General features: G+C 62.4%; 23 protein-coding genes and 1 pseudogene. 6 read left to right on the plus strand and 18 right to left on the minus strand.

Annotation, left to right across the window (positions count from 1 at the left end; all coding sequences use genetic code 11):
* Positions 1-23: 23 nt before the first annotated feature.
* The 7 genes from AB6804_RS26470 to rfbB form a co-directional block, all read right to left on the minus strand.
* Positions 24-1,805 carry an HAD family hydrolase gene (locus AB6804_RS26470; RefSeq protein ID WP_370888966.1) on the minus strand — a complete coding sequence of 594 codons (1,782 nt, stop codon included), beginning with the start codon at positions 1,803-1,805 and terminating at the stop codon, positions 24-26.
* 62 nt (positions 1,806-1,867) lie between these two features.
* Positions 1,868-3,856, minus strand: a complete 1,989-nt coding sequence (locus AB6804_RS26475; RefSeq protein ID WP_370888967.1) for a glycosyltransferase — start codon at positions 3,854-3,856, stop codon at positions 1,868-1,870.
* 86 nt (positions 3,857-3,942) lie between these two features.
* Positions 3,943-4,962 (minus strand): glycosyltransferase family 2 protein, encoded by a 1,020-nt coding sequence (locus tag AB6804_RS26480; RefSeq protein ID WP_370888968.1) that lies wholly within the window; start codon positions 4,960-4,962, stop codon positions 3,943-3,945.
* Positions 4,862-5,767 carry a dTDP-4-dehydrorhamnose reductase gene (gene rfbD, locus AB6804_RS26485; RefSeq protein WP_370888969.1) on the minus strand — a complete coding sequence of 302 codons (906 nt, stop codon included), beginning with the start codon at positions 5,765-5,767 and terminating at the stop codon, positions 4,862-4,864. The genes AB6804_RS26480 and rfbD overlap by 101 nt, the downstream gene beginning before the upstream one ends.
* On the minus strand, positions 5,764-6,315 hold the full coding sequence (gene rfbC / locus AB6804_RS26490) for a dTDP-4-dehydrorhamnose 3,5-epimerase (RefSeq protein WP_370888970.1): 552 nt from the start codon (positions 6,313-6,315) through the stop codon (positions 5,764-5,766). Before rfbC ends, rfbD begins: the two co-directional genes overlap by 4 nt.
* A complete protein-coding gene (rfbA, locus tag AB6804_RS26495) occupies positions 6,300-7,193 on the minus strand; it encodes a glucose-1-phosphate thymidylyltransferase RfbA (RefSeq protein WP_370888971.1) in 894 nt (297 codons plus the stop codon). Before rfbA ends, rfbC begins: the two co-directional genes overlap by 16 nt.
* A gap of 11 nt (positions 7,194-7,204) precedes the next feature.
* Positions 7,205-8,266, minus strand: a complete 1,062-nt coding sequence (gene rfbB, locus AB6804_RS26500) for a dTDP-glucose 4,6-dehydratase (RefSeq protein WP_370888972.1) — start codon at positions 8,264-8,266, stop codon at positions 7,205-7,207.
* Positions 8,267-8,588: 322 nt separating this feature from the next.
* Between rfbB and AB6804_RS26505 the strand changes: the two genes are divergently transcribed.
* A complete protein-coding gene (locus AB6804_RS26505; protein ID WP_370888973.1) occupies positions 8,589-9,452 on the plus strand; it encodes a symmetrical bis(5'-nucleosyl)-tetraphosphatase in 864 nt (287 codons plus the stop codon).
* A gap of 277 nt (positions 9,453-9,729) precedes the next feature.
* On the plus strand, positions 9,730-11,139 hold the full coding sequence (gene iscB, locus AB6804_RS26510; protein WP_370888974.1) for an RNA-guided endonuclease IscB: 1,410 nt from the start codon (positions 9,730-9,732) through the stop codon (positions 11,137-11,139).
* On the opposite strand, the gene AB6804_RS26515 is transcribed toward iscB, so the two are convergent.
* The 6 genes from AB6804_RS26515 to AB6804_RS26540 all read right to left on the minus strand — a co-directional run bounded on the left by AB6804_RS26515 (position 11,131) and on the right by AB6804_RS26540 (position 15,850).
* Entirely contained in the window at positions 11,131-11,922 is a 792-nt protein-coding gene (locus AB6804_RS26515) for a lysophospholipid acyltransferase family protein (protein WP_370888975.1), read from the minus strand. The genes iscB and AB6804_RS26515 overlap by 9 nt on opposite strands.
* Positions 11,923-11,925: 3 nt before the next feature.
* Complete coding sequence (locus AB6804_RS26520; protein WP_370888976.1) at positions 11,926-13,203, minus strand: dihydroorotase; 1,278 nt, start codon at positions 13,201-13,203, stop codon at positions 11,926-11,928.
* Positions 13,204-13,213: 10 nt separating this feature from the next.
* A complete protein-coding gene (locus AB6804_RS26525; RefSeq protein WP_370888977.1) occupies positions 13,214-14,251 on the minus strand; it encodes an aspartate carbamoyltransferase catalytic subunit in 1,038 nt (345 codons plus the stop codon).
* A 75-nt stretch (positions 14,252-14,326) separates the two neighbouring features.
* The gene (gene pyrR / locus AB6804_RS26530; RefSeq protein ID WP_035959795.1) at positions 14,327-14,842 is read right to left on the minus strand and encodes a bifunctional pyr operon transcriptional regulator/uracil phosphoribosyltransferase PyrR; all 516 of its coding nucleotides are present in this window, start codon (positions 14,840-14,842) and stop codon (positions 14,327-14,329) included.
* Complete coding sequence (ruvX, locus tag AB6804_RS26535) at positions 14,829-15,275, minus strand: Holliday junction resolvase RuvX (RefSeq protein ID WP_035959796.1); 447 nt, start codon at positions 15,273-15,275, stop codon at positions 14,829-14,831. Before ruvX ends, pyrR begins: the two co-directional genes overlap by 14 nt.
* Complete coding sequence (locus tag AB6804_RS26540; protein ID WP_035959797.1) at positions 15,272-15,850, minus strand: YqgE/AlgH family protein; 579 nt, start codon at positions 15,848-15,850, stop codon at positions 15,272-15,274. The genes ruvX and AB6804_RS26540 overlap by 4 nt, the downstream gene beginning before the upstream one ends.
* Positions 15,851-15,880: 30 nt before the next feature.
* On the opposite strand from AB6804_RS26540, the gene AB6804_RS26545 reads away from it, so the two are divergent.
* Positions 15,881-17,380, plus strand: a complete 1,500-nt coding sequence (locus tag AB6804_RS26545; protein WP_370888978.1) for a deoxyribodipyrimidine photo-lyase — start codon at positions 15,881-15,883, stop codon at positions 17,378-17,380.
* On the opposite strand, the gene AB6804_RS26550 is transcribed toward AB6804_RS26545, so the two are convergent.
* A complete protein-coding gene (locus AB6804_RS26550; protein ID WP_370888979.1) occupies positions 17,377-18,762 on the minus strand; it encodes a hypothetical protein in 1,386 nt (461 codons plus the stop codon). The genes AB6804_RS26545 and AB6804_RS26550 overlap by 4 nt on opposite strands.
* 261 nt (positions 18,763-19,023) lie before the next feature.
* Complete coding sequence (locus tag AB6804_RS26555; protein WP_025527884.1) at positions 19,024-19,194, minus strand: rubredoxin; 171 nt, start codon at positions 19,192-19,194, stop codon at positions 19,024-19,026.
* Between the two features lie 267 nt (positions 19,195-19,461).
* Here AB6804_RS26555 and AB6804_RS26560 point away from each other — a divergent pair, with 267 nt between their 5' ends.
* The 3 genes from AB6804_RS26560 to AB6804_RS26570 all read left to right on the plus strand — a co-directional run bounded on the left by AB6804_RS26560 (position 19,462) and on the right by AB6804_RS26570 (position 21,646).
* A complete protein-coding gene (locus tag AB6804_RS26560; protein ID WP_244794749.1) occupies positions 19,462-20,337 on the plus strand; it encodes a hydroxymethylpyrimidine/phosphomethylpyrimidine kinase in 876 nt (291 codons plus the stop codon).
* 57 nt (positions 20,338-20,394) lie between these two features.
* The gene (locus AB6804_RS26565; RefSeq protein WP_370888980.1) at positions 20,395-21,171 is read left to right on the plus strand and encodes a DUF72 domain-containing protein; all 777 of its coding nucleotides are present in this window, start codon (positions 20,395-20,397) and stop codon (positions 21,169-21,171) included.
* 85 nt (positions 21,172-21,256) lie between these two features.
* Positions 21,257-21,646: a hypothetical protein gene (locus AB6804_RS26570; RefSeq protein ID WP_370888986.1), complete on the plus strand. Its 390-nt coding sequence runs from the start codon at positions 21,257-21,259 to the stop codon at positions 21,644-21,646.
* A 115-nt stretch (positions 21,647-21,761) separates the two neighbouring features.
* Here the strand turns inward: AB6804_RS26570 and groL are convergent, their stop codons facing one another.
* The 3 genes and pseudogenes from groL to AB6804_RS26585 form a co-directional block, all read right to left on the minus strand.
* Positions 21,762-23,402, minus strand: coding sequence for a chaperonin GroEL (gene groL / locus AB6804_RS26575; protein ID WP_035959804.1), 1,641 nt, complete (start codon positions 23,400-23,402; stop codon positions 21,762-21,764).
* A 78-nt stretch (positions 23,403-23,480) separates the two neighbouring features.
* A complete protein-coding gene (locus AB6804_RS26580; RefSeq protein WP_035959805.1) occupies positions 23,481-23,774 on the minus strand; it encodes a co-chaperone GroES in 294 nt (97 codons plus the stop codon).
* A gap of 436 nt (positions 23,775-24,210) precedes the next feature.
* Positions 24,211-25,293 (minus strand): annotated as a pseudogene (locus tag AB6804_RS26585) (IS3 family transposase).
* Positions 25,294-25,654 lie beyond the last annotated feature (361 nt).

A 25,654-nucleotide genomic window follows, 5' to 3' on the forward strand; every position in this document is an offset into this window, starting at 1 on the left:
GATGGGATCTCGGGCAACGCCAGTCAAACCAAATACTCATCCAGCCTCATAGCGCGATTGCGGCTGCTGGCCCATGCGTCGAAGTTGGTCACCTTTGACAGCAGTTTGCGCGCTTCCGGCGACGGGGAGCGCGCGAAATCCAACAGCGGCTTGACCACTTCGAGCGGCGCCGGCTCCACCTCAACGCTCCGATACAACGCATTGGCGTACGCGCCATAGCGCTCGATCCCGCGAAGGATCGCCTCCGCCGTCGCGGAAAGTCCCGCAGTGGCGCCGCGGCCTGGATCTTCGACTGCATGAACCTGTCCCAAGGCATCGAAGTCATAACCGATCACGGCTGCATGCGGCGCCGAGAAGAACAATTCGACCGCGACACGGTTTCCATAAACTTGCTCGACCGTCGTCGCGCCCACCGACTCGCGAGAGAGCAGCGCATCCATGCGCAGCGTTTTCTTTCGACGATTGCACTCGGGGAACTCGGTCAGGCACATGTAGTAACCGAATAGATCGACATCGTAGAGTCCCTTGAGCGCCTGGTCGAACGCTTCCTGCGTCGTCCCGTTCCATCCCACGTCGACCATCGCGACGCGCATGCCGTCCGTGACACCCAGCTCGCGTAGATAATTGTGGAGGCCCGCGCGCACCGTGCGACATGTCTTTAGTATTTCCCAGCGGCACGCCCACAGAAATGAACGGAACACCCCGAGATTAGCGTCGTTCAGTCGAACCTCCGGGCCGAGGCCAATGTCGCGCATCACGTGGTCGGCCGGCGGCGTAACGCCGATGCGTTCCAGCAGTTCGAAGGGTGACAGTTCCTGCGCACCCGACAGCAGAAACGGCAGACGTGCTTCAAAGTTCGCTTCGTCGGTTGCCGCCAAAGTGAGCGCGGTACGCGAACTTTTGAAGTATGCGCAGCGTGGAAACGCACCCGCGTCGCCTCGCTTTTGCATCCGCTCGAGCACATAACCGTCGCGCGAGGTGAAGAGCACGAGGTCGATCGAATCACGTTGCGCCGACTGGCGAAGCCACTGCAGAAACGCGAAAGCGGCCGGGCCGCCGGTCTCGAAACCCAGCGCCTCGAACGAGCCCGGCTCAACCGTTTCCGAAAACGTGCGCGGCAAGCCAAATGCAATCGATGCTGCCGGCGTCGGCACCTTCACCGGCAGACGCGCGCGCCGCGGATCGACATAGTGGAACGTTGTCAGACCCCGCTCGGCGGCGCGCCGGATATCGGAGAGTTCGTTGTCGCCGATATGGAGGATGTCCCGTGGCCCGACATCCATTTCGGCCGCGACAAGGTCGAAAAGCTCGCCCGAGTCCCGTTTCGTGGCGTTACGGGCGGACGAAATGAACAGCGGCAGTTTCGGCAGACCGTGCTTCTCGAACAGCGCTTCGAAAAACGTCTGCGGCAAATACATGTCCGAAGTGATCACCACGCGCCGACTGCGCGCCAGTTCCAAGAACGCGCCGACGAGTTCCGGATTCGGCAGCGTCAACGTAAGCTCAAGTTCGTATTCCGATTCCTTGAGACGCGCGGCTTCCACCGGCAACTCGCCGAACGACGCGTAAATCCCGTCCAGCGTGATCTCCTTCAGGCCGTTGGAGTGCATGGTCTGGAATGCCTTCGTCTGCGCGGCCCGGCGTAACTGTCTGAACCCGGGGATAGAGAAGCGTTCGCCGATGATGTCGAACAAGTCTTCCGGATCACAAAGCGGCCGGACGAAGAGAGTGTCGAATACATCGAACGACACGAGCTTCGCATCGGCGGCCTTGGCCACGAGTTGTTCTAAAGCGTGGTGTTGCATGTCCAATCCTGTATGTTCAATACGCATTGCCGAACGGATGCTCGATGAAAAAGCGCAGCATGTCAGCCTGCTGGAATGCGGAACTGGAGATCGACCGGCGAAAGATTCGGATTGTGAAACGGGTCGCGCATGTAGAAGCGCGGATGCTTCGCATACAAGCGCCGTCGTTCGCGGACCAACCGCGCCTGCTTGGCTGGATCGAGGCCGTCATCGCCACGCGTGAGCGACTCGTGATGAGTCAGTTCCACCGACGGACACAGCACGTTGTAGAGGCCGTGTTCAACAAATGAGAAACACAGATCGACATCGTTGTACGCGACGGGAAACGTTTCGTCGAACCCGCCGCACAGGTCAAATTTGGCGCGCTCGATCATCAGGCACGCGCCCGTGACCGCGAGCCAGTTGTATTCCAGGACGTTGCGCGCAAACGCCGTAGGCGTATCCGCGTCGCTGCCAAGAAACGCATGACCAGGCCCTGCCGCGAGATTGACGATGCCGCAATGCTGAACCGAACGCGTGTTCGGGAAGATTAGCTTGGCGCCAACGGCGCCTATGTGGGTCTGCTGCGCATATCCCGCCATGCGTTCGAGCCAGTCGGCCGAAATGACCTCGGTATCGTCATTGAGGAATAACAGGATATCGCCGGTTGCATGACGCACGCCGACGTTGTTGATTTCCGAATAGTTGAACGGAAAATCGTGCGACACGACTTTCACCTGCGCCAGCGCGGCGAGCGTCGAGAGTTGGGCTACAGTGTCCGGGTCACGCGAGCCATTATCCATGATGACGATTTCGAAACGCCGGTACGACGAGCGCTTCATAATCGACTGCACGCACTGGTTCAACACGACGCCGTTGTCGCGGCTCGGAATGATGATCGAAATCAGCGGCGTACCCCTGAGCGCATAGCTCACGCGCGCGTGTCCTGGCAAATACCCGAGGGTCTCGAGCGTTCCGGCTATTCCGCGGCGCTGCAGCGCGGCTTCGCGCGCGCGCACGCCAGCGTCGATGGCATACGGTTTCTCGGACAGATCAGCGGCAACCGAGCCGGGAATGACGCGCCAGTGATAAAGCACCTTCGGCACGTGAACGATGCGCTTCGTCCGCTCAGCGATGCGAAGCACCAAGTCCCAGTCCTGTGCACCGTCGAAGTCGCTGCGCAATGCGCCGAGGTCCACGACAAGAGTGCGCCGCACCGCGGACACGTGACACGTGAACATCGTGCTCATCATCGTGTCCGGCGACCAGTCGGGTTTGAAGAACGGTTCGGCAAACTGATCTGAGGGCAACAGCTTGTCTTCGTCGCTGTAAAGGAAATCGGCGTTGGTGCGATCAATCGCCACCGCCAGTTCCCAGAGACAGTCGGCAGTAAGCTCGTCGTCGTGATCGAGGAATACAACGTAGTCTCCCTTCGCCGCTTCGATGCCTACGTTCGTTGCGGCCGAAATGCCGCCATTATTCGGGAGCATGATGCTTCGGATCCGATCGCCCGCTGCAGCCTGCACTGCGGCCTGGACGTCAGCATTCGGACTTTTATCGTCGACGAGGATCAACTCGTAATACCCGTACCATTGCGCGCGCACCGACGCGAGCAGACGCTCAAGATAAAGCAGCGGCGTGTTGTAGGTCGGTACGACGATGCTGAACATCGGCCGCGTGTCCAGTGCTGCGATGCGCGCGTCGATGTCATCGGGACGGCGAGGCGGCACATAAGAATAGTGGTATTTGCTCCAGTCGGTCTCGAGACTATAACGCCCGTCCTCCGCCGCGATACGCGTCTCAGCCCCATCCGGACGCGTCATGTGCGGTGTGAAACAAAGATAGCTCGGCGCAAGCGTCCCGGGTGCACCATGCACGCTTACCGACGCTACGCCCCCCAACTGACGCCGCAGGCGCAGCATGCGCACGCGCTGAACGAGCAGATGCGGCGTCGCGGCCCAGTAGACCGCCTTGACGGCACGCCGAAGGTTGCGGCGCGAAGCGGGCGACAACTTCATCAATGCGTTGTTGACGGGCCTCGATGCCGCAAATTTCCTGAGTTTGTCTTTCATCTGTTTCATCGGAGCAAGGCCGATGCATTTGTTTTGGACACAGTGACTGACCGGAAGCGCTTGGGTAAGATCACCTGCGATCCGCCTCACTGACGGGGCAACGGACCCAGACGGTTTCTCATGCCGTCCGCAATCCCACGGCAAATCATGGTGAAATGCTCGCGCGCGTGACCCGACATTAGAGTGTAAACAACCAGTCGCACCGGAAACTTGACCAGTTCCGCGAGTTTCCACGAGAGCGGCATATAGGATCGATACAAGATAAGCGCCAGCGCGTTTCTAAAAATAAAATAGTGTCGGAACGACGAGTGCATAGCGAACCGCCGTCCGAGAATACAGACAGGCTCGTCGCCGAGACTATGCTCCATGACCAGCCATGGCAGGCCCAGCACGGCGTACCCCGCGCGGCGCGCACGCACGCACCATTCGACGTCAACAAAATCAATGAACAGTCGTGCGTCCATCGAACCAATGCTTCGCCACGCGGACAGATCGACGCACGAGCCGGACGAAATCAGAAAATCAACTTCCAGCGGCTCACGCCCTTCTGCGGGCACACGCGACATACGCCATTTTCCGAAGCGCACGAAAGGCGCGATAGTACCGAGCCGCGCGTCGTGGTACGCCGGCCCCGCAATAGCGACCTTTCTGTGATCACTAGCAAGACTCCGCATTGAAACCAGCAGGCCTTCGATGAGCGCGGCAGAAGGTTCACTATCCTGATCGAAAAGCAGCGCGTGATCGTAATCTCTGGTCCGCAGCAACTCGACACCGCGGTTCAACGCCGCCGCAATACCTTCGTTCTTCCCGCTTGCCAGATACTCGATGTCCGGCGCTAGATTGCCACGCCGCAGCGCGGTCGAACCCGGCGTGTTGTCCACCACGACCAGCGGAACCAACTTCGCCAGACGATTCGCCCGCGCGAAGCACGCGGCGTCAGGCTCATAAAACACCACGACCGCGCCTGCACGCGCAGAACTTTCCTGATCCGAACCGTGCTCGCTGTCAACTTGAACGTACGACACCGCCGCCCCTTGAGAGGCACAACTCCAGCGCTGTGCGCCAGTGAGGTTGACGAACACCGAACCGTTTCGCCAGCGCTTCATTCGACATCTGTGAATTTAGTGGCCGGCGAGCGGGCGTCGGATACGCCTTTGCTTCGATGGGGACTACACGCGGTGCAGCGCCGCCCATCGCAATCTCGAATGTCGCGCACGCCAAGTCATACCACGACGCCGCGCCGGACGCCGTCAAGTGATAGACACCAGAACGCTGATTCCAGTAATCCGCTTCCGGCGCATTGAGGCCCGAGGCCACGACATGGGCGGTGGAGGTGGCGATCGTGTTCGACCATGTCGGCGCGCCGATTTGGTCCGCGACGACGCGCAGTTCGTCGCGCTCGGCTCCGAGCCGCAGCATCGTGTTGACGAAGTTCTTGCCGCGCGCGCCATAGACCCAACTGGTACGGAAAATGAGATGCGGACCGCCTGCTGCAATGACCGCTTGCTCGCCTGCGAGCTTGCTCGCACCGTACACGTTCTTAGGATTCGGCGCGTCGCGTTCCTCGTACGGGTCCTTCTTTTCGCCGTCGAAGACGTAATCCGTGGAATAGTGAATGAGCAAAGCGCCCAGCTTTGCGCACTCCTCTGCGAGCGCCCCGGGCGCTTCCGCGTTGAGTCGGAACGCTGCGTCCTTATCCGATTCGGCTTGATCGACCGCGGTGTACCCCGCGGCATTGATGACGATCGCCGGCTCGAGCTCGCGAACCGTGTTGCGAACGGCGTCGAGATCGGCCAGATCGAGGGCCGAGCGGTCCAGCGCAACAATGCGTCCCAAACCCTGCATCGTTCGGGCAAGTTCATGTCCAACCTGGCCGTTCGCGCCCGTGATGAGAACCGTGCGCTCGATCATGCAAACACCTCGGCCTCGCCCAGTCGCTTGCTCGCCGCATCCTTCGCCGCGAGCATCGGTTCAAAGTCGATCGGCCATTCGATGCCGATATCCGCGTCGTTCCAGAGCAGGCTGCGCTCGAATTCCGGAAACCAGTAATCCGTGGTCTTGTAGAGAAACTCAGCCGACTCCGACAGCACCACGAATCCGTGCGCGAACCCCGGCGGCACCCACAACTGCCGATGATTCTCTTCCGACAAATTCACGCCCACCCACTTGCCGAAGTTCGGCGAGCTCTTGCGGATATCGACGGCGACATCGAACACTTCGCCGTCGACCACGCGCACGAGCTTTCCCTGCGCATGCTGAATTTGATAGTGCAACCCGCGCAGCACGCCCTTCGCCGAACGCGAATGATTGTCCTGCACGAACTCGACGCCCGCTTCCACATGCTCGGCGAACTCACGCGCATTGAAGCTCTCGTAAAAGAAGCCGCGTGCATCACCGAACACCTTCGGCTCGATAATCTTGACTTCTGGCAACGCCGTTGCCGTTACCTGGATGGCCATGCGACTTGGTCCTTCGGAAGATTGAGCAGATATTGACCGTAGCCGTTCTTCGCGAGCGGCTTGGCAAGCGCGAGCAGTTGCTCGTCGCCGATCCACTGCTTGCGGTAAGCGATCTCTTCAGGGCACGCGACCACGAGCCCTTGGCGTTTCTGCAGCGTCGCAATGAAGGTCGCCGCTTCTATCAGCGAATCGTGCGTGCCCGTGTCGAGCCACGCATATCCACGGCCCATGATCTCAACATCCAGCTTCCGCTGTTCGAGATAGCGCGAATTAACATCCGTGATTTCGAGCTCGCCGCGCGGCGACGGCTTGATGTCCGAGGCGATGTCGCAGACGTTGTTGTCGTAAAAATAGAGTCCCGTTACCGCGTAACTCGAGCGCGGCTTCGTGGGCTTTTCCTCGATGGACAGGGCGCGGAACTTGTCGTCGAACTCGACGACGCCATAGCGTTCCGGATCATGCACGTGGTACGCGAACACCGTCGCGCCATCTGTGCGTGCGTCGGCGCTTTCGAGTTGCTTCGCGAGGTCGTGCCCGTAGAAGATGTTGTCGCCGAGAATGAGCGCCGAAGGATCGTTGCCGACGAACTCCTTGCCGATGATGAACGCCTGTGCCAGCCCGTCCGGCGACGGCTGCACCGCATACTGGATGTTCATGCCCCACTGGCTGCCGTCGCCGAGCATCGCCTCGAAGCGCGGCGTGTCCTGGGGCGTCGAAATCACCAGCACGTCACGGATGCCCGCGATCATCAGCGTCGACAGCGGATAGTAGATCATCGGCTTGTCGTACACCGGCAGCAGTTGCTTCGATACTGCATGCGTGATCGGATAAAGCCGCGTGCCGGACCCGCCGGCGAGAATGATGCCTTTGCGCGCCATGCCGTGCTCCCTTATGCGCGCTGCGCGTAGTTCGTTTCGACCCACTTCCGGTATTCGCCGGAAGCGACTTCGTCCGCCCACGCCTGATTGTCCAGGTACCACTGGACCGTCTTCGCGAGGCCCGTTTCGAACGTTTCCGCCGGCTTCCAGCCGAGTTCGCGTTCGAGCTTGCGGGCATCGATTGCGTAACGGCGGTCGTGGCCGGGACGATCCTTCACGTACGTGATCTGATCGCGATACGAACCGCTCGCCTTGGGCTTTTTCTCGTCGAGCAAATCGCACAGCGTATGAACGACCTCGAGATTCTTCTTCTCGTTCCAGCCGCCGACGTTGTAGGTCTCGCCGGACTTGCCGTTGGCCAGCACTTCGCGGATGGCCGAGCAATGGTCGCCGACGTACAGCCAGTCGCGCACGTTCTGGCCGTCGCCATAGACAGGCAATGGTTTGCCCGCGAGCGCGTTGGCGATCATTAGCGGGATCAGCTTCTCGGGGAATTGATACGGGCCGTAGTTGTTCGAGCAGTTCGTCGTCAGCACCGGCAGGCCGTACGTATGGTGATACGCGCGCACCAGATGGTCCGAACCGGCCTTCGTCGCGGAATACGGGCTATTCGGCGCGTACGGCGTGGTCTCGGAGAATTGCGGATCGGTCGCGGACAGCGAGCCGAACACTTCGTCGGTCGAAACGTGCAGGAACCGGAAGGCTTGCTTCTCGGCTTCCGGCAACGCGCTCCAGTACATGCGCGCGGCTTCGAGCAATGTGAACGTACCGACGACATTCGTCTGCACGAAATCGGCCGGGCCGTGGATGGAGCGGTCGACGTGACTTTCCGCGGCGAAGTGAAGGATGGCGCGCGGCTTGTGCTTCGCGAGCAGGTCATCCATTGCTGCGCGGTCGCAGATGTCGGCGCGGACGAACAGATGGCGGGCGTCGTCCTTCAAAGATTTCAGCGTGCCGAGATTCCCCGCGTACGTCAGCTTGTCGACGTTGAGCACGGGTTCATCGGAGCCTTTGAGCCAATCCAGAACAAAATTGGCGCCGATAAAGCCGGCGCCGCCCGTCACGAAAATCATAAATACCCTTTTAGCTGCCTAGTCCAACGAACTAAACGCTCGCATCGTGTGGACAAAATTGACTACCGGCGTTGCAGGCAATCACGGAATCTTTACCGGACGCGCACAATCCCGCCATACGGTTAGACGCTAATTATAAAGCCAAGAAGTGAAAAAACGACAGCCTAACAACTTGACACAAGCTATGGCCCGGTGAAACGCGCGACTCGCCGTCACTGTCAATATTGTCGGCAGACGCTCTTCATTGCCTGTTTCATAATCTCCGGATAATCCATGCGACGTTTCTCCAGGCATTGCACAACGCACTTCGCATACACACTCAATGACCGACGCATCCAATAGCCGCTCCGCCCCCCTCGTTTTCGGCGACCTCCAGGGCTGCTGCGACCCCTACCATCGTCTGCTCGAAAAAGCCGCTCCTTCGCCCGAAACGCCGCTCTGGTTCGCGGGCGACCTCATCAACCGCGGGCCGAAGTCGCTCGAGACACTGCGTGAAGTGATGGCGCTCGGCTCGCGCGCGACCGTCGTGCTCGGCAATCACGACCTGAACCTGCTGTCGGTCGCGGCCGGGCTGCGCAAGCCGAAGAAAGGCGACACGCTCGACGATATCCTCGCCTCGCCCGACGTTGACGATCTGATCGAATGGGTGCGGCACAAGCCCGTGGCGCATTACGAAAGTGGCGCGCTGATGGTTCACGCGGGCGTCCTGCCGCAATGGGACGTGACGATGACGCTCGAACTCGCGCACGAGCTGGAAACCGCCTTGCGCGCGCCGAATTGGAAGGCGACGCTGGCCCAGCTGTACGGCAACGAGCCGCATCGCTGGGAAGATTCGCTGAAGGGCATGGATCGCTTGCGCGTGACCTACAACGCGCTGACGCGCATCCGTTTCTGCACGGCTGACGGCGCGATGGAGTTCGCCAACAACGGCGGCCCCGATACCGCGCCGCCTGGCTATATTCCGTGGTTTGACGCACCGAACCGCCGCACCCAGGATGCGACGATCGTCTTCGGACATTGGGCCGCGCTAGGCCTGATGATCCGCGACGACGTGTTGTGCGTTGATTCCGGCTGCGTTTGGGGCAACAAGCTGTCAGCGGTACTGCTAACAAAGGAGCCCGCCGAACGGGTGGTCACGCAGGTGAGTTGCGCGGTCAATCACCCCGGCACACGCCGGAGCTCATGAGGTATTGACGAGCTCGAGATTGACCAGACCCAGCGCTCGATGGCGCTACGTTGTGCGGAGACAGTACACCCACCGTCGAATGCTTCCTCAGTTCGACGCTCTGGAAGTCGCAGCAGCAGACAAGCCCCGGGTAGGTACGAAACGGGCTGCGACGGAAGCGAAAGCTTCGCCTGCCGCACAACATGGTCGAGGGGAGCCATACCAAAAGGTATGCGTCACTAGGCCCGTAAGGGCACCGCGCCGGACGGATTTCGGCTGGATCTGGACCGGAGTGGTTGTGGCTGTTTTCGTACTCGACCGATACGGCCGGCCGTTGATGCCGTGCAGCGAGAAACGCGCAAGGTTGTTGCTCGCGCGAGGTCGCGCCCGTGTGCATCGCGTGATGCCATTCGTCATTCGGCTCACGGATCGCGACAGAGCGTCCAGCCAGCTTCAACTGATGCGCCTGAAACTCGACCCAGGCAGCAAGGCCACAGGGCTTGCTCTCGTGGTTGATAGCGAGACGCTCGACACGGCCACCGGCGAGCGCCGTCGCGGCGCGGCCGTGCTGAACCTGTTTGAGCTTGTTCATCGCGGTCGACGGATCAGTGAAGCGCTCACGGCCCGCAGCGCCATGCGTCGATGGCGTCGCGGCAACTTGCGTTACCGTGCGCCGCGCTTCCTGAACCGCACGCGGACTTCCGGATGGCTTCCGCCGTCGCTTCAACATCGGGTCGATACCACGATGGCATGGGTGCAACGCATTGCACGCTGGACACCGATAGCGGCACTTTCCAGCGAACTGGTTCGCTTCGACACACAACTGTTGGATAACCCGGAGGTTAGCGGGGTGGAGTATCAGCACGGAACGCTGGCAGGCTACGAAGTTCGTGAATACGTGCTGGAGAAGTGGGGCCGGCGTTGCGCCTACTGTGACGCGAAAGACACTCCGCTGCAGTTGGATCACATCGTCGCTCGGTCGCGCGGCGGCAGCAACCGTGTATCCAACTTGACGCTCGCCTGCGAGCCCTGCAACCGCGCGAAGGGCGCGCTGCTTGTAGACGAGTTTTTAGCCAAGCGACCGAAGCAGCTGGCGGGCATCTTGGCTCAATCAAAGCGTCCGCTGAAGGATGCGGCAGCGGTGAACGCCACTCGATGGGCGTTGACAAGCGCGCTCAAAGCGACCGGTATGTCATTGGAGCTAGGCTCCGGTGGGCGCACCAAATACAATCGGACCGAGCTAGGCGTACCGAAAACGCATGCGCTCGATGCTGCATGTGTCGGTGCACTATCTTTTCTGACCGGCTGGAAGCGACCGACGCTTTTTATAGCCTGCACCGGCCGGGGCAGCTACCAGCGCACCCGGCTTGACCGGTACGGCTTCCCGCGGGGATACATGACACGAACGAAGCGTGTCCACGGATTCCAGACTGGCGACCTGGTGAGGGCCGAAGTACGCGCCGGCAAAAAGGTGGGCACACACATAGGCCGGGTGGCCGTTCGCGCCACCGGAAGCTTCAACATCCAGAAGTTCGATACTGTCGTGCAAGGCGTTGCCCATCGTTATTGCCGGTTAATTCAACGCAGCGACGGCTACGGCTATGCAACGATACGGTTCTCGAAAGAGAACGTGCTCGCGGGCCCTGTCGCACACAGTCCCGCGTCTCCACCGAACCTGGGTTCGGAATCTCTCAACGCGCTAGGGTGAAGAGGTAACGACCGAGTGACCGATTGACAAGTCGACCGATGTAGTCGGCGCGCCCCGCATCCGCTTTAGCGCCGCCTGTACGGCCGCCTGCGCTTCACTCGCGAGCAGCCGCCGGTCCGCGCCCGGCGCAAGCGGATCGCACACGTAGAGATGCGCGGTGACCGGGCCGCCGCGCAAGAGCGCATCGAGCGAATCGTTGAGCGACATGTCGTCGATATAAGCCGGCGCGGTCGTCTGCCTGCCGCGCGCATCCACGTACATCAGGCAGACGGGCTGCACCGGACACGACGCCGACACCGCCGCCTGAAACATGTTCGCGTGAAACGGCAAGAGCGAAACGCCATCGCTCGTGGTGCCTTCGGGGAACACGAACATCGTTTCGCCCGCGAGCAGCCGATCGGCGAGTTCGTGCATGATGCGCTTCGCGTCGCTGCGCTTCTCGCGCTGCACGAACACCGTCCCGAGCTGATCCGCCAGCCACCCGACCACCGGCCACTTGCGAATCTCGGCCTTCGAGACGAACGGCGTCGGACGCCACGCGTTGATCACGTAGATATCGATCCACGAAACGTGATTGCCGATGACGAGCACGCCCGCATCGAGCCGCGCGCCGTCGTTATGCACGACGAGCTTCATGCCCGCGAGCCGCAGCATCTCCAGCGACCACGCGCGATTCATCGCCATGCGCTCGCTCGCCGTCGAGTGCGGAAAGCGCCGCGCCACGATCCACGCGCCGCGCAGTAGATGAGCCGCCAGGCGCAGCTTGCGCAACACGAACTTCATGGATCAGCGGGTCTCGAAGGCGAGATGTCCGCCGACGATCGTCGCGCGCACGCGAGCCGGCAGTTCGTAGCGGAGGAATGGCGAGTTGCGTCCTTGGCTCTTGAGCTTCGCCGGATCGACGCGCCACGACGCGTCCGCATCGAACACGCAGACGTCCGCCAGCGCGCCCGTCGCGATGCGGCCCGCCGGCAGCTTTAGCACATCGGCGGGCGCGGACGTGATGCGCGCCAGCGCCTTCGCGAGCGGCACGTTCGCCTCGCGCGCCCACTTCAATGTCAACGAAAGCAGCAGTTCGAGGCCGGTCGCGCCGGGCGTCGCTTCGGCGAAGGGCAGCAGCTTTTCGTCGTCGTCGAGCGGCGTGTGGTCGGAGCAGATCGCGTCGATCGTGCCGTCTTCGAGCGCCGCACGAATCGCTTCGCGGTCGCGTTGCTGACGCAGCGGCGGATCGAGGCGGAATTGCGAATCGAAATAGCCGATGTCGAGGTCCGTCAAATGCACGTGGTTGATCGTCACGTCGCACGAAACGGCGAGCCCTTCAGCCTTTGCCGCGCGCACGAGCGCCACGCCCGCCGCCGACGACAGATGCGACAGATGCACCCGCGCACCGGTCACGCGCATCAGCTCGAAGATCGTATGCAGCGCGATGGTTTCCGCCGACACCGGCACGCCCGACAAGCCGAGCCGCGACGCCAGCGCGCCGCTCGCCGCCACGCCGCCGCGCGCCATGTAGGCGTCTTGCGGACGCAGCCACACGGTGTAGCCATACGTCGTCGCGTATTGCAGCGCGCGCAGGAGCGTGCGCGTATCGACGATCGGGTTGTCCGCCTGCGAAAAGCCGATGCAGCCCGCTTCCGTCAGTTCGACCATCTCGGTGATGGACTCGCCCTTCAGCCCGACGGTCAGCGCGCCCAGCGGATACACATGTGCCTGATGCAGCTTCTGCGCGCGGAACTTGAGCATTTCGACGAGGCCCGGCTCGTCGAGCGTGGGATCGGTGTCCGGCGGACAAACGAGGCTCGTCACGCCGCCGGCCATCGCCGCGGCCATTTCCGATTCGAGCGTCGCCTTGTGCTCGAAGCCCGGCTCCCGCAGCCGCGCCGACAAATCGACGAAGCCCGGCGCGACGTACAAGCCCGTCGCGTCGATGATTTTCGCCGCGTTGAAATCGGCGGGCGCGTCGCCGATCGCGACGATCCTGCCCGCCGCAATGAATACGTCCTTGCGCGCTTCCGTGCCCGCAGCCGGATCGATGATCGTGCCGCCTTGAATCTGGATCTTCATGTCGTTTTCATTAATCGCTGTTGCCGGCCACGATGCCCATCACCGCCATGCGCACGGCGATGCCAAACGTCACCTGATTCAGAATCACCGACTGCGGGCCGTCGGCCACTTGCGAATCGATTTCCACGCCGCGATTCATCGGCCCCGGATGCATGACGATCGCATCGGGCGCGGCGATCGCGAGCCGCTCGGGCGTCAGGCCCCAGCTCTTGAAATACTCCTGCGCGGACGGCAAGAGCGCGCCGCTCATGCGCTCGTTTTGCAAGCGCAGCATGATGATCACGTCGACGCCCTTCAACCCTTCGTCGAGGTTGTGATAGACGTGCACGCCCATCTGGTCGAGATTGCCCGGCAGCAGCGTGCGCGGACCGATCGCGCGCACTTCCGGCACGCCCAGCGTGGTCAGCGCGTGGATGTCCGAGCGCGCGACGCGCGAATGCAGGATGTCGCCGACGATCGCCACGCGTAGCTTCGTGAAGTCGCGCTTGTAATGGCGGATCGTGTACATGTCGAGCAGGCCCTGCGTCGGATGCGCGTGACGGCCATCGCCCGCATTGATCACGTGCACGTGCGGCGCGCAATGCTCGGCGATCAGATACGGCGCACCGCTAGACGCATGACGCACGACGAACATGTCGGCATGCATCGCGGAGAGGTTGTTGATCGTATCGAGCAGCGATTCGCCCTTGCTCGTCGACGACGCGTTGATGTTCAGATTCAGCACGTCCGCCGACAGCCGTTTCGCGGCGATTTCGAACGTGGTGCGCGTGCGCGTCGAGTTCTCGAAGAACAGGTTGAACACCGATTTGCCGCGCAGAAGCGGCACCTTCTTCACTTCGCGATCGGTCACGCTCACGAACTGCTCGGCGGTATCGAGGATGTGCGTGACGATGGAGCGCGGCAAGCCTTCGATGGTCAACAGGTGCTTCAACTCACCGTTCTTCGTGAGTTGCGGATTGCCTTTCAGAAAGCCGTAGCGGAACTTTTCGCTGGCCTTGTCGGAATGCTGCGCGCCAGTCTCGGCTGCGCTCTGGGTGGCGGTGTTCATGGTGATCCCAGGTATTTCTTTCGAAGATGGAGACTTGCGAACGCGGGCCGCCGTGCAACCCGCGCAGAGCGCGCGTTACTGCGCGCGGGGTTCAGTTGTGAAAGCGAACGTGTCGCCGTTCTGGCGCGCGAGCACGAGGTCTTCGCCTGCGGGAACGTCGACGCTGCCGCCGGTAAAGCGCGCCGCGATCGGCATTTCGCGCCCGCCGCGATCGGCGAGCACGGCCAGATCGATCGACGCCGGGCGGCCGTAATCGTAAAGCTCGTTGATGGCCGCGCGCACGGTGCGCCCGGTGGACAGCACGTCGTCGACCAGCACGATGCGCCGGCCGTTGACGTCGAACGGCAGCGAGGTCGGACTCGCCTGGCTGTGCAGGCCCTTCTTCGCGTAGTCGTCGCGATGCAGCGCCACGTTCACCACGCCGTAGTGCGGCGCGTTCAAGTCTTTCGCGAGCCGCTCTGCCAGCCACGCGCCGCCGCTGTAGACACCCGCGAGCACCGCGCCGTCTTCGGCCGCGAGCGACGCGCCATAGGCCGCGCGAATCTGTTCGACGAGCGTGCGATAAAGCGCCTCGGCGTCAATGGAACTCATGATCGTCGGGAAGTCCGTCGAGATATTGTTGAAGGATGACGCGGGCGGCTTCGGCGTCGATGCCGTCAAAGCGGCCGCGCGCATTCGTGCGCACGCCGCGCTCGCGCAAGTCGGCTTTGGCGTCGACGGACGAATAGCGCTCATCGACCCATTGCACCGGCACGTTGAAACGGCCGTTCACCTGATTGCCGAAGCGCTTCGCCAGCGCGCTCATTTCATGCGGCGTGCCGTCGGGATGCATCGGCATGCCGACGACGACCGTATCGGGCTTCCACTCGTCGAGCAGCTTGCCCACTTCCTGGAAGCGATAGTCGCGGTCGCGATTCTCCACCACGGCGAGCGCGCGTGCGTCGCGCGTCAGCGTATTGCCGACGGCGACACCAATGCGTTTCTCGCCATAGTCGAAGGCCAGCAGCGTGGCTTCGCGGCTCATGCGTGCCCTGCTTCGCCCGAGAGCATCGAGCGCGACACGCCGAGCAGCGACAGCGCCGCTTCGAGCCGGTCTTCGGCGGGCACTTCGAAGATGATGCGCGGATCGGCTTCGACCGTCAGCCAGCCGTTCTTCGAGATTTCTTCCTCGAGCTGGCCCGCGCCCCAGCCGGCATGGCCGAGGGTCAGCAAAAAGCGCTCGGGGCCCTTGCCGCTCGCGACCGCTTCGAGCACGTCTTTGGACGTGGTCATGGCGAGGCCGCCGGGCACGCTCATCGACGAGCTGTACGGCTCGCCCTGGCCCTCTTCGTGCAGCACGAAGCCGCGCTCGGTCTGCACCGGGCCGCCGAAATAGACGGGCAAGTGAACGAGCGGTTCGATTTCCAGCTTGAGGTCGATGCGATTGAAAAGCGATTGAAGGTCGATGTCGGTCGGCCTGTTGATGACGAGACCCAGCGCACCGCGATCGGTGTGATCGCAAAGGTAGACCACCGTTCCCGAAAACGTCGGATCGGCCATGGAGGGCATGGCGATCAGGAACTGGTTCGTCAAATTGATGCGATCGGAAGTCTTGGACATAATTCAGGATTTTAACAAAGGCGCTGGCGGATGGCCGACTTTGATCTGGGTCTGATGTGGTTCAGGCGGGACCTGCGCGCGACGGACAATGTTGCACTCTATCACGCGCTTACACGGTGCCGCCGGGTGCTGTGCGCCTTCGTTTTCGACCGGGAAATCCTCGATCCGCTCGCTCGAAACGACCGTCGCGTGGCGTTCATTCATGCAAGCATCGTCGAGCTGGATCGCACGCTACGCGACGCGGGCGGCGCGCTCATCGTGCGTCACGGCGTGCCGGTTCACGACATCCCGGCGCTCGCACGCGAATGCGGCGCGAACGCGGTTTTCGCGAACCGCGACTACGAGCCGTCCGCGAAAGCCCGCGACGATGCCATTACCCGGACGCTCGCGAGTGCGGGCGTCGCGTTCTTCAGTTTCAAGGACCAGGCGATCTTCGATCACGACGACGTGCTGACCGGCGCGGGCAAGCCCTACACCGTCTTCACGCCGTACAAGCGCAAGTGGCTCGAAACGCTGACGCCCGATGCGCTCACGCCGTATGCGTCCGAGGATCATCTGCATGCGTTGACGAAACCGCCGGCCAAAGCCGACACGGGCATTCCATCGCTCGCCGAACTCGGTTTCCCGGACGCTCACGCCCCTGCTTTTCCGCCCGGCACGAGCGGCGCGTACGAACTCTTCGACGACTTCCGCGACCGCATGACCGACTACGACCACGCCCGCGCTTTCCCGGCGCAGAAAGGTCCGAGCTATCTTGGCGTGCATTTGCGTCACGGCACGGTGTCGATCCGCGCCCTCGCCCGCATGGCGCACGAAGCGCAGCGCCACGGCGACCGGGGCGCGGCGACGTGGCTTTCCGAGCTGATCTGGCGGGACTTCTACTTCGGCGTGCTGCATCACTTTCCGCGCGTCGGCGTGCCGGGCGATCATCGCGCGTTCAAGCCGGAATACGATCGCATCGAATGGGAAACGGGCGATGCCGCCGACGCGCATTTCGCCGCGTGGTGCGCGGGTCGGACCGGCTATCCGCTGGTGGACGCCGCGATGCGCCAGCTCAATACGTCGGGTTACATGCATAACCGGCTGCGCATGGTGACGGCGAGCTTTCTGTCGAAGGATCTCGGTATCGACTGGCGGCGCGGCGAGGCGTATTTCGAAGCGCATCTCAACGATTTCGAGCTGTCGTCGAACAATGGCGGATGGCAGTGGGCCGCGTCGAGCGGATGCGATGCGCAGCCGTACTTCCGCATCTTCAACCCGATCACGCAGTCACGAAAGTTCGACGCGGCGGGCAAGTTCATTCGACATTACGTGCCGGAACTCGCGGGTCTGCCGGATCGCGACATCCATGGGCCGTGGCTCGCGAAGCCCGACACGCTGAAGGCGGCGAAGGTCGCGCCCGGCGTGGCGTATCCGCCGCCGATCGTCGATCACGATGCCGCGCGCAAGCGCACGCTGTTGCGCTACGACGTCGTGCGCGGTCCGGGCAAACGCGCAATAACGCCGGACATCGAGGACGACGACGCCTAGCGGACGATGGCCGCGGGCCGCTCGATCATCGCGGTGAGCGCAACGATCGACGCGCGGCCCTCCGACGGCGCAATGCCCGCAGCAGCCTGATGCAGCATCGAGCGCAGCGTCTGGGCGGCGCGTTCGGGGATAGCGGCGTCGAGCGCGCCCGCAGCGCCGTGGGCGGCCGCGCCGTCGCCCTGATGCGCGATGCGCCGCCACGCGAGCCCGAGCGTATCCGCCAGCAGCGCAACGTGGCCGAGCCCGAGCGCGCACGCCGCCGCGCCCAGCCGATGCGCGGCATCGGCCGCGTGCAGCGCGGAAGACGCATCGACCGCGCCGGTTTCGCTTGCCTGCGAGCCGCGTTCGACCAACCCTTCGATCGCCGCTTCCGCACTCTGCAGAAAGTCTTCGTAGGCCGCCGCGTTGACGCGCAGCACGCCGAGGTCGCGTGTGGGCGCATCGCGCGTGCTTTCTTCACTCGCCTGCGCCGCGCCCTGCTCCCATGCCGCCTCGGAAGCCGGCGTCGCCGCGACGTGCCACGCCACCGTCAGGCCGTAGTCGCGCAGGACATCGACGTGTTCGGCGTCTTCCGGCGTCGCGCCGTACAGCGCGAAGTCGCGCCACAGCAGCGCGAGCGTCGCGCGCACGAGCGAACGCGGCGCGTACGACGACGCATGCGCCTGATCGGCCAGCACGAGATTGAACCGCGCGTACAGGCGCTTGGCGTCGGCGTGTCCGGAAATGCCCCCGCGCGAGCGCAGCGCGCGCACCGTCGACGACGCGAGCCGCCAGAAATCGTACGGATCGGGACCGGCCAGGTCCGCGAGGCAGGCGTCGAGACGCGCGAAAGTTTCGTCGGTGTCGCCTTGCGGCTGATCGGCGGGCGCGCGCAGCAGCGCCAGCAGTGTGTGCTCGTAATGCGCCCGCACACGCGTGAGCCGTTCCGATGCGACGCCTCGCAGCGTGGCCGGGGCGATCGCGCGGCCCGCGAGCGCGAGGTCGTCGTAGGAAACCGGCGCGACGCGCGTGTGCGCGGCAAGCAGCGCGTGCAATCCGCGATAGTGATGGAAAAGCTCCGTCGAGCACGCCAACTCGCGCAGATTGTGCCGATCGATCGCCATGCCGAAGGCAAGCAGCGCGTCCGCGATGCGCTGGCGCGTCGGCTCTGATTCATCGCCGATCGGCGCCACCAGCGCGAGCGCTTCGGCGAAACGCTGCGCGGGTAGCCATCCGGCGGCGTTCAGCGCCGCGATCGCGCGCTTCAGGGCGGGCGCTGTCTCGCCCTGCCGCTGGAACGCGTGCAGCGCATCCGCGATCGCCATTTCGGCGAGTCGCACGGAGCCGCCTCGCGGATTCGGCAGGGCTTCGATCGGAACGGGTAGATCGGGACGAGAGGTCATAACGGGCGCTCACAAGCCAGATCGCGTGCGCGGCGGATGCGCCGGCGCGCGGTGAAACTGCATCATCGACGGGCCTGCGGCGGGAGTCGCCGCATCCCGCCCTCTGGAAGCGTATGCCTTTACCCGCAACTGCGCGAGCAGCCCCGGGAAACGGCTAACCAGCCGAGCCAGCCACGGCTGAACGGCTTCCGCACGGAAACGCAGGCCGTAAAAAACACGCGCCGCATGACGTAAGCCATGCGGCGCGGGTAAATAGGCGGATCAGATCTGGACCATTTCGAAATCTTCCTTGCGGGCTCCGCATTCGGGACAGGTCCAGTTGATCGGAACGTCTTCCCAGCGGGTGCCCGGCGCGATGCCCTCTTCCGGCAATCCCGCCTCTTCATCGTAGATCCAGCCGCAAATCAGGCACATCCAGCTTCTGTATTCCATACTTATGCCGCGTCGATTGATCGATTGAAATTAGGACATGATGGTACCGTGTTGCCGGGTGGATGCCTAGCAAGCCGCCCGCCCGCCCGCGTTCTCCCGAATAGCGGGACGGCCACGCGCCGCCCGGCGGAAAATGCATCGTTCCGGGCGACAGGCGGGCGTCAATAGGCCGCATAATCGAATCTAACGGGGTGGCGCGCACAATAACAACGCATCTCCCCGACCCGATTGTCCACACGTGCCCAATCCACCATGTCCGCTTTTGCCATGACCGGCGACTCGCCACCGATCGTTCTGACGTTCGGCCTTTCGGACCCTACAGGCGGCTCAGGCATACAGGCCGACATGCTGACGCTCGCGAGCATGGGCTGCCACGGCGCCACTGTCCTGACCGGCTATGCCGTGCGCGACTCCGCGAGCTGCGACGAAGTGACCGGCCTCGATCCCGATACCGTCGCCACCCAGGCGCGCATGTTGCTCGAGGACATGCCGGTCGCCGCGTTCAAGATCGGCGCGGCGACGCGGGCTGAAGTCGTATCCGCGATTGCCGAGGTGGTATCCGATTACGACGACGTCCCGCTGATCCTCGCGCCCGACTTCACGCTCGACGACGAACACGTGCTGTCCGCCGACGAGTTGCGCGAATCGCTCGCCGATCTGCTCGTGCCGCAAACGACCATGCTGATCGCCGATCACGCCACGATTTTGCAGCTCGCGCAGCCCGACAGCGACGCCGAAGCCCCGACGCTGGATTCCGCGATCTCCCATATTCTGTCGCAAGGCTGCGAATATGTTCTGGCGATGGAAACGGGTACGCATCGGCATGTCAACACGCTCTATAGCGAAGAAGGCCAGGTGCGGCAAGACCTGTGGGATCGCGGGCTGAATCGCGTGATGGGGCTGACCGATACGCTGGGCGCAGCCGTCGCGGCGCTCCTCGCCAACGGTCAGGAGCCTGCTGAGGCCGCCCGCGAGGCGCAAGAGTATGTGTTTCAGGCGGCGCGCGCCGCGTTTCGTCCGGGGATGGGCGCGTATCTGCCGGATCGCTTTTTCTGGGCGCGTTCCAACGACGCCGACGACGAAAGCGAGACTTCGGCGCTGCCCGACGAATCGGCCGGGCTGCCGGGAGAAGCGCGGCACTGAAGAGAAAGCAGTGAATCGAGGTAGCCGGAGACCACATAAGGGAGGCTTCGCGAACGCATGCCGTATCGATTGCCCCATCTGCAAAAGCCCGGCCCGCAAGGCGCGATCCGCATCGGCTGCGCGGGCTGGTCACTGACGAGCGCGGCCTCCGCGAGTTTTCCCGGCGAAGGCTCGCACATCGAACGCTACGGGCGCGTGCTCACTTGCGTCGAGATCAACTCCAGCTTCTATAAACCGCATCGCGAGCAGACCTACGAGAAGTGGGCGCAGAGCGTGCCGGAATCGTTCCGTTTCTCGGTAAAGTTGCCGAAGGCGATCACCCACGACGCGCGGCTCGTCGACACGGAAGCGCTCATCGACGAATTCCTGCTCGCCGCCAGCCAGCTCGGCGACAAGCTGGGCTGCTGGCTCACGCAACTGCCGCCGAGCCTGCCCTTCGAGCACGATCTGGCCGACACGTTCTTCAAGGCGCTGCGCGAGCGCACGAAACTGCCGGTCGCATGCGAGGCGCGGCATCCGACATGGTTCACCGCCGATGCGGCGGCGCTCTTGAAAGCGCATCACATCGCCTATGTCGATGCCGATCCGATTCCCGATGACTGCGAGATCAAGCATCGGGCGGATGCATCGCTCGTTTATGTGCGCTTGCACGGCTCGCCCGAGCTGTACAAGTCTTCCTACGACTACACGTATCTCGACCATCTCGCGCACACGCTGCAGGCACGCGCGAAGAAAAGCGCCGAAGTCTGGTGCATCTTCGACAACACCGCGCAAGGCAACGCCCAGCCCAATGCGCTGCATCTGATGGAACGGTTGCGGCTTCATCACCGCTAAGCGCGGTTCAGCTTTCGCTCAATCGAAAGGAGAATGCCCGATGCACAAGTCGGCACGACGGATTGCACGCCTCGTTCAGATCACGATGTTCGCTTCGCTGCTTCAGATAGCGTTGCCCGTGCACGCGCAGACCGCCGCGCCACCGCCTCCACCCGCGACGCCCGCCGGCGACGGCACGTTCCTGCTGACCATCTTCCTCAAGCACGATCAGTCGAAGCCGCTGCCGAAGATCAACGAGCAGTTGAAGGAGCAAGGCTTCTTTAAGACGTTTCCGCCGCCGGGAATCGAAGTGGTGTCGTGGTACGTGATGATGGGCATCGGTCAGGTGGTGACGCTGCGGGTGCCGGCCGAGCGGTTGCGCGAAGTGAATCGCGCGATCGAAACGACTGCGTGGGGCGGATATACGACCGAGTTTTATCCGACTTACGACTACAAAGCGGCGGCGCAGAATCTGCGTGAGCAGATGAATAAGTAGGGCCGCGCTTTCGACAGGCGAAAAAAAACCCGCATCGCTGCGGGTTTTCTTTGGCTGCGCAGACTTTGCTTCCGGAGAAACGAAGCCCGCGCGGACATCACCGGCCGAAGCCAGCTTACATGTCCATGCCCATGCCGCCCATGCCGCCGGGCATGCCGCCAGGCATCGGTGCATCTTCCTTCGGCAGTTCGGCGACGGCTGCGTCGGTCGTCAGCAGCAGGCCTGCCACCGATGCCGCGTTTTGCAGCGCCGTGCGCGTCACCTTGGTCGGGTCGACGACACCGGCTTCCACCAGGTCACCGTACTCGCCCGTTGCCGCGTTGTAGCCGTAGTTGCCCGAACCCTGAGCAACAGCCGCCACCACGACGGATGCTTCTTCGCCGCCGTTCGTGACGATCTGGCGCAGCGGCTCTTCCATCGCACGCAGGACGATCTTGATACCTGCGTCCTGGTCGGGGTTCGCACCCTTCAGGCCGTCGATTGCACGGCGAGCACGGATCAGCGCAACACCGCCGCCCGCCACGATGCCTTCTTCCACAGCTGCGCGCGTTGCGTGCAGTGCGTCTTCGACACGTGCCTTCTTTTCCTTCATTTCGACTTCGGTCGCAGCGCCGACCTTGATCACCGCAACGCCGCCGGCCAGCTTGGCCACGCGCTCTTGCAGCTTTTCACGGTCGTAGTCCGAGGTCGCTTCTTCGATCTGCTTGCGCACTTGCTTCACGCGAGCTTCGATGTTCGCTGCTTCGCCAGCGCCGTCGATGATCGTGGTGTTTTCCTTACCCACTTCGATGCGCTTCGCTTGACCCAGCTCTTGCAGCGTCGCCTTTTCCAGCGTCAGGCCGGTTTCTTCAGCGATGACCTGACCGCCGGTCAGGATCGCGATGTCTTCCAGCATGGCCTTGCGACGGTCGCCGAAGCCCGGAGCCTTGACGGCGACGGTCTTCAGAATGCCGCGGATGTTGTTGACGACCAGCGTTGCGAGCGCTTCGCCTTCGACGTCTTCAGCGATGATCAGCAGCGGACGGCCCGCCTTCGCGACTTGTTCCAGCACCGGCAGCAGATCGCGGATGTTGGAAACCTTCTTGTCGTGCAGCAGCACGAACGGGTTTTCCAGAACGGCGACTTGCTTGTCCGGGTTGTTGATGAAGTACGGCGACAGGTAGCCGCGGTCGAACTGCATGCCTTCGACGACGTCCAGCTCGTCTTGCAGCGACTTGCCGTCTTCGACGGTGATCACGCCTTCCTTGCCGACCTTGTCCATCGCTTCAGCGATACGCTCGCCGATCGACGTGTCGCTGTTTGCCGAGATCGAGCCGACTTGCGCGATTTCCTTGTTCGTCGTGCAGGGCTTGCTGATCTTGCGCAGTTCTTCGATTGCAGCAGCAACCGCCTTGTCGATACCGCGCTTCAGGTCCATCGGGTTCATGCCCGATGCGACGTACTTCATGCCTTCGCGAACGATGGATTGCGCCAGGACCGTAGCGGTCGTGGTGCCGTCGCCGGCGTTGTCGCTGGTCTTGGAAGCGACTTCCTTGACCATTTGCGCGCCCATGTTCTGGAGCTTGTCCTTCAGCTCGATTTCCTTCGCGACCGAGACACCGTCCTTGGTGACCGTCGGGCCGCCGAACGAACGCTCGAGCACGACATTGCGGCCCTTCGGACCCAGCGTGACCTTGACCGCGTTGGCCAGGATGTTCACGCCTTCGACCATCTTGGCGCGTGCGGAATCGCCAAAAATAACTTCTTTAGCTGCCATATCCAGACTCCTTGATTCGATTCAGTGTGCCGGCCTCGCCGCCCTGTCGGCGCGAAGCCCGGCTAACAGGAAGGATGCTTACTTGCTGACCAGAACGGCCATGATGTCTTCTTCGCGCATGACGAGCAGTTCCTGCCCGTCGACCTTGACGGTCTGGCCGGCGTATTTGCCGAAGAGCACGCGGTCGCCCACCTTCACGTCGAGGGCGTTCTGCGTGCCCTTGTCATCGCGCTTGCCCGGGCCGACGGCCAAGATTTCGCCTTGGTCCGGCTTCTCTGCCGCTGCTTCCGGGATCACGATGCCGGATGCGGTCTTGGTTTCCTGGTCCAGACGCTTGACGATGACGCGATCGTGCAAAGGACGAAGGTTCATACACACTCCTCTCTAGATTGAGACTGAAAACGCGGGAAAGCCCGTCCTTTGGGAAGAAACCCGTCGGACGGATATGTTGTTAGCACTCTCGTGCAGTGAGTGCCAATTATATGGAAGGCATTTGACAATTTCAAGGAGGCGGTACGCGGTAAACCGGAGTTGTCGAAGTTCATTCAGCGTTGGAAACGGTTCATCAAACATTGACCTGGCAGCCGAGTGGGCCTTTCGAGCACTGCATAGTCGCACAGCCGGTGCGGCTGGTCATCTTTCCCCGTCGCTCCGAAAACCAGACGCGATGGTGCATGTTTTCGCGCCGGCGAGGCTTCGCTCCGCAAACCGCGGGTTTACCATGCGAAAATTAGTGGTATGAGCCGGAGATTCTCCCGTACGCTTCCCCGCCAAGTAGACATCGTCATGTAGACGTTTCCGACCATGGTTAGCCGCGGCATGCTTGCGCCGGCGGTAGGCCGCCCAGAGAATCACGAGGGCGATATTCGTTGTAGTCGATCAGCCAGTTGTCCGTGATGCTTTGGACTTGCCGCAAATTGTCGAACAGGCGAGCATCCAGCACCTCCGTTCGATAGGTTCGGTTGAAGCGCTCGATGAAAGCGCTTTGGTTGGGCTTCCCAGGCTGGATGTAGCGCACCGCAATGCCCTTTGTTTGCGCCCATTGAGTGAACGCGTGAGAGATCATCTCCGAGCCGTTATCCAAACGAATCGCCTCAGGCATACCGTGGCACTCCACAAGCCGGTTCAACACGCGAATCAAGCGAGCCGAGGGGATCGACGTGCCAATCTCGATTGCCAACCATTCGCGGTTCGCTTCGTCGATCACATTTAGCGTTCGGAATCGCCTGCCGCAGTACAAGGCGTCGTGCGTAAAATCGAGAGCCCAACAGCGGTTCGGCTCTGTGGCCAAGTCCAACGGCTGGCGAGGCCGATCAAGCAAGCGCCGCTTGCAGCGTCGCGGCAGGTTCAGCCCCATCGCGCAATACACCCTGTGCAGCCTTTTATGGTTCCAGTTGCGGCCATCAAGCCGCAGCCGGTCATAGCACTCCCAAAAGCCCCAACGGCCGTACCGACTCACGATGCCAGTGAGCGCATCAATGACCTCGGCATCACGTTCGGCTGCTGCTGCTGGCCTGGCCTCTTGTAGTACGCCGCCCGCGAAGGCCGGTAATCTGACAGGCGCGGGTAATCGACAGTTTGGCTTGCACCAGCTGCGTTGCCACTTCGCGCTTGGCCGACGGCGTCAAGATTTTCGATTCAGAGCGTCCTTTATTGCGACGTCCACCAACGCCAAATCCGCGTACCTGCGCTTTAGCCGCTGATTCTCTGCCTCCAGTTCGCGAAGTCGCTGCAATTCCGAAACCTGGACCTCGGAATACTTGCTCTACCACAAGTAATAGGTGGCGTTACTGATGCCGTGCGTGCGGCAAAGTCCGGCAACCGGGACACCGGCTTCGCCTTCTTTGAGCACCGCGACGATCTGACTTTCCGTGAATCTCCTTTTCTTCAAGGCAATCTCCGATGCATGGAGCCCCGAAATTCTACAACTCAACGTCTAACCGTTAGGGAAGCATACGCTCCTTGCATCAACGTGCGATGCAACGTTGGTGGATTGCCCGCATATCCCCGGACACCGCCTCAAGCTCGAGTTGATAGATCGGCCCTGAGCCTAAACTCGCGTGGCGAGCGGTATTTCAGCGCGCTATGAGGATGCTGCTCGTTAGAATAAATACGAACGTCTCCCTTCGCGAGAGGCTTCGATCGGAATTCCATAACAACATTGGCTGTAGCAGCCCCGAAGGACCGGAAAACGTTCATGCCATCCTCCGCAAATCGGCTCTTCTTCCTGTGCGGGAGACTAGACCATTACA

This window comes from Caballeronia sp. RCC_10 (genome assembly GCF_041360715.1).
GTDB lineage: Bacteria > Pseudomonadota > Gammaproteobacteria > Burkholderiales > Burkholderiaceae > Caballeronia > Caballeronia grimmiae.